10 protein-coding genes and 1 other RNA gene are annotated in these 10585 nt (G+C 40.2%); 9 read left to right on the forward strand and 2 right to left on the reverse strand.

Annotated elements, in window-relative coordinates:
• The first annotated feature begins 15 nt into the window (after positions 1-15).
• The 7 genes from BLR54_RS01535 to BLR54_RS01565 all read left to right on the forward strand — a co-directional run bounded on the left by BLR54_RS01535 (position 16) and on the right by BLR54_RS01565 (position 6237).
• Entirely contained in the window at positions 16-543 is a 528-nt protein-coding gene (locus tag BLR54_RS01535; RefSeq protein WP_090416463.1) for a hypothetical protein, read from the forward strand.
• An 86-nt stretch (positions 544-629) separates the two neighbouring features.
• Complete coding sequence (gene secG, locus BLR54_RS01540; RefSeq protein ID WP_090416464.1) at positions 630-872, forward strand: preprotein translocase subunit SecG; 243 nt, start codon at positions 630-632, stop codon at positions 870-872.
• Between the two features lie 64 nt (positions 873-936).
• Entirely contained in the window at positions 937-3192 is a 2256-nt protein-coding gene (gene rnr, locus BLR54_RS01545) for a ribonuclease R (RefSeq protein ID WP_090416465.1), read from the forward strand.
• Positions 3193-3331: 139 nt separating this feature from the next.
• Complete coding sequence (gene smpB, locus BLR54_RS01550) at positions 3332-3799, forward strand: SsrA-binding protein SmpB (protein WP_028247901.1); 468 nt, start codon at positions 3332-3334, stop codon at positions 3797-3799.
• A gap of 52 nt (positions 3800-3851) precedes the next feature.
• Complete coding sequence (locus BLR54_RS01555) at positions 3852-4403, forward strand: Maf family protein (RefSeq protein ID WP_090416466.1); 552 nt, start codon at positions 3852-3854, stop codon at positions 4401-4403.
• Between the two features lie 128 nt (positions 4404-4531).
• Positions 4532-4873: a transfer-messenger RNA gene (ssrA, locus tag BLR54_RS01560) on the forward strand.
• A gap of 233 nt (positions 4874-5106) precedes the next feature.
• On the forward strand, positions 5107-6237 hold the full coding sequence (locus BLR54_RS01565) for a D-alanyl-D-alanine carboxypeptidase family protein (RefSeq protein ID WP_090416467.1): 1131 nt from the start codon (positions 5107-5109) through the stop codon (positions 6235-6237).
• A 63-nt stretch (positions 6238-6300) separates the two neighbouring features.
• Here the strand turns inward: BLR54_RS01565 and BLR54_RS01570 are convergent, their stop codons facing one another.
• A complete protein-coding gene (locus BLR54_RS01570; protein ID WP_090416468.1) occupies positions 6301-6948 on the reverse strand; it encodes an HAD family hydrolase in 648 nt (215 codons plus the stop codon).
• A 132-nt stretch (positions 6949-7080) separates the two neighbouring features.
• On the opposite strand from BLR54_RS01570, the gene BLR54_RS01575 reads away from it, so the two are divergent.
• Positions 7081-7608: a GNAT family N-acetyltransferase gene (locus BLR54_RS01575; protein WP_090416469.1), complete on the forward strand. Its 528-nt coding sequence runs from the start codon at positions 7081-7083 to the stop codon at positions 7606-7608.
• Entirely contained in the window at positions 7609-8610 is a 1002-nt protein-coding gene (locus BLR54_RS01580; protein WP_090416470.1) for a glycoside hydrolase family 25 protein, read from the forward strand.
• Between the two features lie 695 nt (positions 8611-9305).
• On the opposite strand, the gene BLR54_RS01585 is transcribed toward BLR54_RS01580, so the two are convergent.
• Entirely contained in the window at positions 9306-10394 is a 1089-nt protein-coding gene (locus BLR54_RS01585; protein WP_090416471.1) for a pyridoxal phosphate-dependent aminotransferase, read from the reverse strand.
• Positions 10395-10585: the final 191 nt, after the last annotated feature.

Here is a 10585-nt window from a genome sequence, read left to right on the forward strand (position 1 = left end):
TGGGTGGTGATATTTATGCTAGGGATAAATTCTATTGGGAATTCAAATCCTTTTAATTCTAGCGGTGTTTCAAATTCCTTAACAACTCAGGGCTCATCTCAGGTAGCAAAAGAACTAAAAGCAGAGGGGAAAAGCGAAGCTTTAGCGAAAAGCTATGGTTCTGAACGTGCGGCCAAAAGAGCTGGTGTTATTGAATGTGAAACCTGTGCGTCCCGTAAATATCAGGATGGAAGTGATGAGCAGGTTTCCTTTAAATCAGCAGCGCATATTGCTCCAGAAGCTGCTGCAGCAAGAGTTAGGGGCCATGAGCAGGAGCATGTGAACAATGCCTATGATAAGGCTAAGGAAAAGGGTGGTAAGGTTTTGAATGCCTCTGTGGCTATTCATACTGCTGTATGCCCAGAATGCGGCCGCACCTATGTTTCAGGAGGAACAACCACAACCCATATTAAGTATCCTAATGAGGATAATCCATATCAGAAATCACGAAAAGAAGCAGATGGAAAATTGCTTTCTGGAATGAATTTTGATGTTGGGGTATAAAGTACTCCTAAAGTCTTGAAAATAGGTTTTTGCTGTGATATACTTCGTTTGTTGCGAATCACCGCACCCATTATTAGGAGGAAATTATGCAAACATTAAAGTTAGTTCTTATTATATTATTAATCATCATTTGTGTGGCACTTACAGTCATTATTCTTTTCCAGGAGGGCAAGCAGAACGGACTTGGTTCTTTATCAGGCCAGCAGTTCGATTCTTACTGGAGCCGAAACAAAGGTCGCTCACGTGAGGGCTTATTAGTTAAGCTTACAAGCGTATGTGTAATCCTTTTCTTCGTACTTTCAGCTGTTCTCAATATTGGAAGTTTCTAAGAATTGATTTTATGCCACCCGAAAGGGTGGCTTTTAATGTTTAAAGAGAAATTTTAGGAGAAACATGAAGGATTTAGACAAACAAAAACATTTTTTAATGGATGTGTTTAAGAGTCAGGCCTATATTCCTATGAAAAAGAAGGATTTAGAGATTCTTCTTGATGTTGAAAAGGATAAGAGGGCTGAGTTTGCTGATGTTTTAGCTGAGCTTGTAGAAGAAGGCCAGGTAGAAATTACAAAACGAGGCAAATATCAGATTCCAGAAAACCGTCCAAAGTTCATAAAGACAAAAGATCACAAAACAAAAAAGCTTACAAAGGCAGAGACTGCCGGAAAAAAGCAGTCTTTAAATGCTGTTGCAAAGCGTGCTAATAAACCAAAGAACGAAGATATTGAGCCTGATATTATCGGTAGATTCATATCTCATAAGGATGGTTTTGGCTTCATAGAGGTGGAGGGCCAGGAGGAAGATTATTTCGTTGGTAGAGACAACACTGGCTTTGCAATGCAGGATGATATAGTTGCTGCAGTTCTTACCTTCGGTGCCCCAGGAAAGCGTCAGGAAGCAAAGGTGGTTCGAATTATCACCCATGGTTTTTCTGATGTGGTTGGTACCTTTGAGAGCAGCGGTACCTTTGGATTTGTTGTGGCTGACAGCCAAAAGATGGTTAGGGATGTTTTTATTCCTGCTGGAAAAGAAATGGGTGCTGTCACTGGTCATAAGGTAGTTTGTCATATTGATGACTATGGCGATGACAGTCATAAGCCTGAGGGGCACATTACTGAAATCCTCGGTCATAAGAATGACCCAGGTGTTGATATTCTTTCAATTGTTAGAGCCTTTGGAATTTCTCCGGAATTTCCAGATAAGGTCCTTAAGCAAGCTACTAATGTGGCAAAGCCTGTGTCTGAGGCAGACATGGCTGGACGACAGGATTTGAGAGAATTATGCGTGGTTACAATCGATGGTGAAGACACAAAGGATATAGATGATGGCGTTTCTCTTGAGATGGATGGAGATAACTATGTTCTTGGTGTACATATTGCTGATGTTACCAATTATGTTCAGGAATCTTCAGCCTTGGATGTTGAGGCGCTTAAGCGAGGCACTTCCGTATATCTTGCAGACAGAGTTATCCCAATGCTTCCACATACCTTATCAAATGGAATGTGTTCCTTGAACGAAGGTGAAGATAGACTTGCTCTTTCTTGCATTATGACCTTTAATAAAAAGGGTGAGCTTATAGATCATGATATTTGTGAGTCTGTTATTCATAGCAACCATCGTATGACTTATACTTCTGTCTACGCCATTATGACTGGGGACGAAGCTGAGCGAGAAACCTATTCAGATGTAGCGGAAATGATAGACAGAATGTCTGAGCTTTCTCAGATTCTTCGCGCAAAACGTAAGAAGAGAGGTTCTATTGATTTTGATTTCCCAGAAACACATATTATCATTGACGAAAATGGTAAAGTTGTGGGATTGGCTCCTTATGAGAGAAATGATGCTCATAAGCTTATAGAGGATTTTATGCTTGCTGCAAATGAGACTGTTGCTGAACATTTTTGTTTGATGGGGTCTCCATTTGTGTATCGTGTTCATGGTGCGCCTGATCCAGAAAAGATGCAGGGCCTTGCTCGTTTCCTTGGAGCATGTGGATATGCGTTTAAAGGCAAAACGGATTCCGTAAAGCCTAAGGAAATTCAAAAGATGCTTGAGACACTTAAGGGACATGAGGATGAGGCTGTTATCACAAAGATGACTCTTAGAAGCATGCAACAGGCCAAGTATGATACAGATTGTAAGGGACACTTTGGTCTTGCGGCTCAGTATTATTGTCATTTTACTTCGCCTATACGTAGATATCCTGATTTGCAGATTCACCGTATAATTAAGGATTATCTTAGAGGGCGAATGAATGAGAGAAAGATTTCTCACTATGAATCCATTCTTCCACAGGTGGCTCTTGATACTAGCAAGCTTGAACGCCGAGCAGAGGATTGTGAGCGTGAGGTAGATAAGCTGAAGATGGTTCAGTTTATGAAGGAGTTTATTGGTCAGCAGTTTGAGGGAAGTATTTCTTCAATCACTGGCTGGGGCATGTACGTAGAGCTAGAAAACACTGTAGAGGGCTTGGTACACGTATCCACTCTGTACGATGACCATTACGAATTCATAGAGGAGAATCTTACACTTGTAGGAGAGCGTACAGGCCGTATTTTTAAGCTCGGCCAGCCCGTCACTGTAATCCTCGATAGCGTCGACGAGCAAGCTCGTACAATCGATTTTATTCTTGAGGAATTTCAGCGATTCTAGTTTTTAGATTTAAATTAATTAAATTTTTAAATGAGCTGGTAAGTAACAATCTCTTAGGTTCCTTTTGAGAAGCTTTCTTCAGCTGAAAAAAGAAACACTAAGGATTGTTACTGTAACCAGCGTACTTGGAGATTATGTAATGAATAAAGAAGGTAGAAAGTTAATTGCGAATAATAAGAAGGCATACCATGAGTATTTCATGGAAGAAGAATACGAAGCAGGCATCGAACTTCACGGCACAGAAGTAAAGTCTATGCGTATGGGGCAGTGCTCCATTAAGGAAGCCTTTGTTCGTATAGATAATGGAGAGATGTTCATTTACCAAATGCACGTTAATCCTTATGAGAAGGGCAATATCTTTAATAGAGACCCACTTAGACCAAGAAAGCTTCTTTTGCACAAATCTGAAATCAACAGATTACTTAGCAAAATCAAGGAGAGTGGTTATACTATTGTTCCATTAGAGGTATATTTAAATAATGGTCTCGTGAAAGTTAAGATTGCTCTTGCAAAAGGTAAGAAGCTTTATGATAAGCGTGCTGATATTCAGAAGAAGGATATGAAGCGAGAAGCTGAGAGAGATTTCAAAATTAGAAATCTTGGATAAAGCTTCAGTTGAATTGATTTACTAGAAAAAAGACATAAGAAATAAGGACAGAATTATGAAGGTTATTTTAGCATCAGGCTCTCCTAGAAGACGAGAGCTACTTACACAGGCTGGCATTGAATATATTGTTGATCCAGCTGATATTGAAGAGGTTACTTCCGAAACACTTCCTGCAAAGGTAGTAGAAGATTTAAGCAGACAGAAAGCTCTTGCTGTTGCAAAGAATCATCCAGGTGAGATTGTGGTAGCTGCTGATACAGTAGTGGCATTCGATGACAAAATTCTTGGAAAGCCATCGGATGAAGAGGACGCCTTTAACATGCTTACAGCTCTTTCTGGAAGAACACATCAGGTGTACACTGGCGTTACTATTGTGACAGAAGATGGAAAGGTAAATACCTTCTCTGAATGCACAGATGTTGAGATGTATGAGAATTCTGCTGAGTCTATAAAGGCTTATATTGAGTCAAAGGAGCCAATGGATAAGGCTGGTGCTTATGGTATCCAGGGGCTTGGGGCAATTCTTGTAAAGGGGATTAGAGGAGATTATAACAATGTTGTTGGATTGCCTCTTGCCAGGGTTTATAGAGAATTGTATAATTAGGAAGCTGACTTTTAGTAAGTGGAATTCTTCCCTCTCACTAAGTAAACATAAATGTTTACTTAGTTCTATGGAAGAAAGATCTACATTTTCCCTTCGGACATATTATGTCCTCGATAAAATGCAGATATGGGCTAGTCATGGTTTCGACAGGGGTCATGCAGCGGAAGAAGCGAGTCCCACGGCGATGGGTTAAATGGCCAAACTTAAAATTAAACGCTAACGATAATTTAGCATACGCTGCCTAGTTGCGGCAGTCTGACCTAGGGCACCTACACCTTAGGACCCAGACTTCGACTTTGTAGGAAACGACGCTATCTAAGCTTTGCGATAGTGGGCGTATCATGAAGCTACTAAAGCATGCAGCCTGTTTGTGGGCGTCATGTGGAGGGAATGTAAAAATGCAAACTACACTCGTAGAAGGGCCGGGAATTGGCTTTTGGACACGGGTTCGACTCCCGTCTAGTCCACTTTATAAGACATTCGTTTGACGACGGATGTCTTTTTTTGTAGCTTAAAGCAACACAATGCCACTAAATTAAAGAAATGTTAATGATTGTGTCATTTTATACAATACTTACGAAATGTTTGTTCTGAATTGTACTGCCCACTATCAAATGTTAAACTTTTTATATGATTTTCCTTATGCTTTTAGGGCATTTTGGAAAAGTTAGAAGTTTTTAAGGGGAGTGGGAGTATTTTTGTTATGGCAAGAGATATTAGAAACATGTCTTACGAAGAGCGTAAGGTTTACCGCAAGCGCAAAAAACTTATTCGTAAGATTAAAGTATATTCTGAACTGTCGCTAATGGCATTGGCGATTGTCCTCACTGGCGTCTTAATCGTATCCCATATTAAAGGCAAAGATGATAAGTCTACGAAGGTTGCTGCTTCTGAGGAGCAGGTGGTGGAAGCTGCCAGCGATTTGAAGGAAGAGAAGGGCCTTAAGGTTTCTGCAAAGGCTGATAAAGAGGAGCCTGCAGAAGAGGAAAAGATAGAAGAAGAAACACCTGCTCTTTCGGGTGGTTATAGTGCAAAAGAAAGTGATAGCTTAGTTGAAATAGGTGGAGATGTTGTTAGTCAGTCCGCAATCCTTATTAACAATGATACTAAGGAGATTGTGGCAACTAGAAATGCCCATGAAAAGATTGTTCCAGCATCTATGACAAAGGTTATGACAGTCCTTGTTGCTGCAAAAAACATTAAGCCTGAACAGCTGGATGAGAAGGTTGTTATGTGTCATGAGGCTATAGATTATTCTTATGCAGGCGGCGGCTCTACTTCTGGTTTTGTTGAGGATGAAGAGGTCACTGTTAAGGATTTGTTCTACGGAACCATTCTTCCATCTGGTGGTGATGCTGCTGCACAGCTTGCTATGTATGTAGCTGGTGATATTGATAGCTTTGTTAAGATGATGAATGAAGAGGCTAAGAATCTCGGGATTTCAGATACAACTCATTTCACCAATCCAGTTGGTTTTCATAGCAAGGAACATTACAGCACACCTTATGATATTGCAATTATCATGATGGCTGCCTTGGATAATGATATCTGCAAGGAAGTGGTTACCACTAAGGTATATAATTCAACTGCTACTAATGTTAATCCTGAGGGAATTACTATTTCCAACTGGTTCCTACGTAGAATCGAAGACAAGGACATTGGTGGTGAGATTGAAGGCGCAAAGACTGGATATGTAGATGAGTCAGGAAGCTGCGCTGTAAGCTCAATGGTTACTGAAGGTGGTATAGAATACATTTGCTGTACAGCACACTCAAGCTCGTCTTGGAGATGCATCTATGACCATGTGGATATATATAAGAACTATGCAGAATAATGTAGAGCGCTGTTTACGGTAACAAGCACTTAGAATAAATAAAGCTGGTTACCTACCAGTACTCTAAATAATGCTGAGTATTTCTGCAAATGAGTCCACGTACGCAACGGGGTGGAAGGTGGAGAGTTCTTTGGCTGTGCGGAATCCGAAGGTGCAAAGTACGTAGTCAAGGCCAGCGTTTTCGGCAGTGGCTGCATCGACTTCAGAATCTCCAATATAAAGAACCTTGGATTTATCTGTTACCCCAAGCTTTTGCAAAGCAATTTCAATTGGTTCTGGATCAGGCTTTCTTTTGTGATTACCATCATCGCCAATTACAATAGTAATACTTGGAGCAAAAAACTCATCAATTAACGAATCACTGGCTGTCTGACCCTTGTTGGTCACGATGGCCATTTTTATATTTAAAGCTGCAAGCTTTTCGGTGGTTTCTAACACTCCTTCATAAGGGCGAGTTTTAATTCTGTTGTGACAGTTATAGTACTCAATGAATTCCTTTAAAAATTCCTCAAAGTGTTCATAGTTTTCACCCTCTGGAAGAGCGCGTTCTACCAATTTTCTAAGACCATTTCCTACGAATCTTCTAACATCATCAATTGAGTGTGTAGGCAAATTATATTTTGCCAACATATAATTAATGCTGTCTGCAAGATCTTCTAGGGTGTACAACAAGGTTCCATCCAAATCGAAAAGAATTGTATTATACTTCATGTTTTTTTCTCCTAACTTTTAACTATTATGTTATAGATGAAACCTAAACATTTGTAAAGTATCTGGGTTTGAATTGAATTATTGATAGGACTTTGTTACTATCTTATATAGCTATGTTTTGGAGATGATGTTATGAGTTATTATATTAGAGAAGCACAAATCGCCGACGCTCAGGCGATTCATGATATTTATGGTTACTATGCCGAGGAGACATATGTTACTTTTACAGAGGATAATCCTTCGGTAAAAGAATATGAGGATGCTATAATTAATACAAAAAAGGCTTATCCTTATATAGTTCTTTGCAACGAGGCAGATCAGGTTATAGGAATGGCCTACGCAGGTAGAATTAGACATCATGATGCCTATAGATACTCAGTAGAAAGCACCATATATCTTTCGAAGGATGCACCTAAACATGAGGGATTAGGTTCGATGCTTTATCTGGAGCTTGAAAAGCGTCTTTCAGACATGGGCTACAAATTCATGTATGGTGTTCTCACAGATGACAATGAGCCTAGCATTGCTCTTCATAAGTCATTAGGCTTTGAAGAGGTAGGGCACTTTGAAAACATTGGCTATAAATTTGGAACTTGGAAGGGGATAGTGTGGTATCGTAAGCAGATAGGTTCGCTTACAGATATGACATTGAAAATATAAATGAAAAAAGCTTTTAGATACTTTTTAATATCGATATTGTCAATTATGTTTACTTTAGTGGCAGTTGGCATTATCTATGTAGTTGTTGATACAAAGAGTCGTATAAATATTGATGATGGCGAGACTTATTCTAGCGAAGAAGTTGAGGCTATGGTAGATGAAGCCAAGGAAGAGGGTAGAAATTCTGTTTTGCAGTCCATCAAGGAATCCTTGGAAAACGGAAATACGATAATTTCAGTTTTGAAATCTTTCTATCCTGAATACATAGTTGTTGCAGCAAATCAAAAATACAACTTTGTACCTATAAACGAAGACTTGGCTAAGAATTCTTTTGATATTGACAACCTTCAGGTGGATGAAAAGACTGGTAGATATAACTATGTAAAAGACGGTTCTGTTGTTTCGAAATTTGGAATCGATGTATCTTCGCATCAGGGAGATATAGATTGGCAGGCTGTTAAGGATGACGGCGTTGAATTTGCTTTTATTCGTGCTGTGTACAGAGGCTATGGCACCGGCAAGCTTGTTGTTGATGAGAAATGCCTTGAAAACATTGAGGGTGCCCAGGCAGTAGGCATCGATGTAGGTGTTTACGTATTCTCACAAGCTATCTCCAATGCAGAAGTCTTAGAGGAGGCAGGAACAGTTATCGATCTTCTTCAGGGATATGAACTACAGCTTCCAATCGTATACGACGTTGAAAAGGTAAGCGACAGCGACGCTCGTACCAACGGACTTTCCGTAGAGGATAGAACCGCCCTTACCAAAACCTTCTTAAATGCAGTGAAGGATGCTGGCTATCAGCCAATGTTTTACCACAACACAGAGATGGGCGCTATGCTCCTTGACCTCGCAAAACTTACCGATTATCCAAAGTGGTTCGCAGGCTACAACAAGGAATTCTACTGGCCATACGAATACCAAATCTGGCAATACTCCGAAAAAGGATCTGTAAACGGAATCCAAGGCAACGTAGACCTGGACCTCTGGCTTACCGAATAACTAAACTCAAAGAGCCCTTTAAATTCTTAGGGGCTCTTTTTTGATGCCTTATTCCTTATATTCCCCTGGCCCTCCCCACCGGGCCGCCCTTAGTACTTCTGTGTCATGATTGACAATGAATTTTGTATTTTCTTAATGCTACAAACTAGCTTTCAGTAGGTGTCTTTTAATTGGTGTTGCACTTTGAAGCTACTGTATGCATAGCTCAAACACCTTTTAGCTTAATTAATGCTCCCCTCAGTGTATATAACTATCAGTTGCTTCCATACTCCGTTTGCTAAGTAAAATTAAAAAAGCAGGTTTTGAATGTATAGTCACCGTGGTACATTCAACATCGTGTCTCAAGTAACCACTGCAGCCGCCATCCTAGCGGCTGCTGCCTATACATACAAAACCTGCTTTTTATTTTACTAAGCGCACTACAAATTCCAGCAACTGATAGTTATATACACTGAGGGGGAGCATTACAAAAAATAGCGTGTGTTTGAGCAATGCAAACTGTAGCGCTAAAAGTGCAATGAATTTAAAAGACAGCTACAATAAAGAAAGCGCAGTGTAGCATTTAGAAAATACAAATTCTTTGGCTTTGACACAGAAGTACTAAGGGCGGCCCGGTGGGGAGGGCCAGGGGATTGTTGAGTTTGAGGCATCAAAAAAGAGCCATCCAAGGCTTGGAGGGCTCTTTGAGATTGTGGTTATTGGAGTAAGAGGTCCGCGAGGCGTGTGTTGTCTTCGGGATTCATGAAGCAGAAACGGATGTAGTTTTCACCAAGGTATGGGAATGTGGAACAGTCGCGAATCATAAGGCCTTGCTTGATGCATCTGTCGAAGAGCATTTGACTGGTGAGGCCTTCCTCGAGGATCTTCAGTAGCATGAAGTTGCCTTGAGGTTTATATGGCTTGTAGCGGTCTGATTTGCTGAAAAGTTCATACATTCTGTCACGCTCGGTTTTTATAAGTTCTTTAGTTTGACGAATGTAGGCGTCGTCTTTGAACATAAGGTTTCCGGCTACAACGGCAATGGAGTTGATGGTCCATGGGTCTTTGCGCTGGTTAACCTGCTGCATAAGGTCTGTGTTTGAACAGATAGCATAGCCTAGACGAAGGCCTGGAGCTGCAAAAAACTTTGAAGTGCCTCGCAAGATTGCAATGTTGCCATAGGTTCTTGTGAGAGGAACAGATGATATTTCATCAATGTTTTCTGCGAATTCCACGTAGGTTTCGTCAACCATTACGAAGATACTGCATTCTTTGCAGGCATCAAGGATAAGACGCATGTCGTGGTTGTTTATAGCTGTGCCTGTAGGATTGTTTGGATTGCAGATTACAAGCATATCAATGTCTTCTGTGAGTTTGCTTATAAAGTGTGCGGGATCCAAGATGAATTCGTTGTCTTCACGGAGAGGATAGTAGATGGTTTTACCACCCTCAAGGGAAATTTCGCGCTCATATTCAGAGTAGGTTGGCCCTAAAATCATAGCTTTTTTAGGCTTAATCATCTGGATGAAAAGTGAGATGAGCTCTGTGGAGCCGTTGCCTACAACTATATTTTCAAGCTCAGTTTTGCAATATGTTGCAATGCTGTTTCTGAGCTCTACATAATCACGATCTGGATAGGTGGTTATGCAATCGATGTGTTTTGCGATTCCTTCTCTTAGAAGAGGAGAAATACCAAGTGGATTTACATTTGCAGAAAAGCTAATGATGTTTTCCTTTTTTATTCCATAAATTTTCTCTATTTTTTCTAAATCACTACCGTGGAAATGATCCTTGTGTTTTATCATGATTTTCCTCCTTAAAGGATGTTTATTCTGTTGCAAAATATCATAACACTGATGTTCTAAATTTTCCATATTTTCGTCGCTTAATTCGTTTGAAAACACTATATGTTGTGCTATACTTATAAATAATATGCTAACTATGCTGAGCTAATTGTTGCCTTCTTTAGGTTTTAAGTAGTTCAGGAGCTTTTGAG

This window comes from Pseudobutyrivibrio sp. YE44, from assembly GCF_900104335.1.
Taxonomy (GTDB): domain Bacteria; phylum Bacillota; class Clostridia; order Lachnospirales; family Lachnospiraceae; genus Pseudobutyrivibrio.

Coding starts and splice junctions, on each gene's coding strand:
- smpB (WP_028247901.1), top strand. CDS start 3,332: ATGAATAAAGAAGGTAGAAAGTTAATTGCGAATAATAAGAAGGCATAC.
- BLR54_RS01575 (WP_090416469.1), top strand. CDS start 7,081: ATGAGTTATTATATTAGAGAAGCACAAATCGCCGACGCTCAGGCGATT.
- secG (WP_090416464.1), top strand. CDS start 630: ATGCAAACATTAAAGTTAGTTCTTATTATATTATTAATCATCATTTGT.
- BLR54_RS01570 (WP_090416468.1), bottom strand. CDS start 6,948: ATGAAGTATAATACAATTCTTTTCGATTTGGATGGAACCTTGTTGTAC.
- BLR54_RS01580 (WP_090416470.1), top strand. CDS start 7,609: ATGAAAAAAGCTTTTAGATACTTTTTAATATCGATATTGTCAATTATG.
- rnr (WP_090416465.1), top strand. CDS start 937: ATGAAGGATTTAGACAAACAAAAACATTTTTTAATGGATGTGTTTAAG.
- BLR54_RS01535 (WP_090416463.1), top strand. CDS start 16: ATGCTAGGGATAAATTCTATTGGGAATTCAAATCCTTTTAATTCTAGC.
- BLR54_RS01585 (WP_090416471.1), bottom strand. CDS start 10,394: ATGATAAAACACAAGGATCATTTCCACGGTAGTGATTTAGAAAAAATA.
- BLR54_RS01565 (WP_090416467.1), top strand. CDS start 5,107: ATGGCAAGAGATATTAGAAACATGTCTTACGAAGAGCGTAAGGTTTAC.